At 42.6% G+C, this 827-nt stretch carries 1 protein-coding gene; it reads left to right on the top strand.

Features of this window, described 5'->3' with window-relative positions; genetic code table 11:
* The first annotated feature begins 126 nt into the window (after positions 1-126).
* The gene (locus IV84_RS10510) at positions 127-450 is read left to right on the top strand and encodes a hypothetical protein (RefSeq protein ID WP_155515925.1); all 324 of its coding nucleotides are present in this window, start codon (positions 127-129) and stop codon (positions 448-450) included.
* Positions 451-827 lie beyond the last annotated feature (377 nt).

The raw sequence follows: 827 nt of genomic DNA, 5'->3' as shown, positions 1-827 counted from the left end.
AAGGCACCTAGGAAAACTTGACACATACACACAAATCAATTGGTTTACCTGCTAGCAGTTTTAGCTTAATATATAGATATGTTTAGAGTTGGTAGATGAAGTCTCATAGTGAAGGGAAGCCAAACCGTGAAGCGACAAGACATTTTTCAACAACTTATCAAATTAAAAAATCGGATGCAAGGACTGGTCCGAGTACAGTTAGTAATTGATGTGGTCATGATTTACGCCTTTATCACAACAATGTTAAATAGTGATACCGTAAACTTGTTTGGTAAGATCATGTCACAAGATAATGCGATGGTCGTGACATTTCTGATTGCGATTGTTGATTTGTGTTTTACACAGATCCGTAAAAATTATCGCAAAGTAGGGCGAACACTGACTGGTCATTTAGGTGGTCAATTATCGGAAGATGAGATCTTAGTTATTCGACAGTTCGAAAGATACTAGTGAGTGAGGCAAGTCGATAAAAGACAGAAAATAAGTATGCTGTATGCGGGATCATAATCCCGCGGGAAGCGTACTTATTTTCTGTCTTTTGACTTGCCGAGCTGTCCTAAAGCTCAGCGGAAAAGTGCAGGTGAGGATGACGTATGTGGGATCGCAATCCCACGGGAGTCGTGCTTATGATCAGCCTCTTGCTTTGCCGAGCTGTCCTAAAGCTCAGCGGAAAAGTGCAGGTAAGTGCGACGTAGGTGGGATCGCAATCCCACGGGAAGCGTACTTATTTTCTGTCTTTTGACTTGCCGAGCTGCCCTAAAATAAGTGAGTGTAACAAAGCGAATAGTTTAATTGCCGTTCTACGGCTCACTTGGCCTGGAACGGGG

Source organism: Pediococcus damnosus, assembly GCF_001437255.1.
Lineage (GTDB): Bacteria > Bacillota > Bacilli > Lactobacillales > Lactobacillaceae > Pediococcus > Pediococcus damnosus.
The sequence above is the reverse complement of the archived record's forward strand: the minus strand, read 5'-3'. Positions and strand labels throughout refer to the sequence as shown.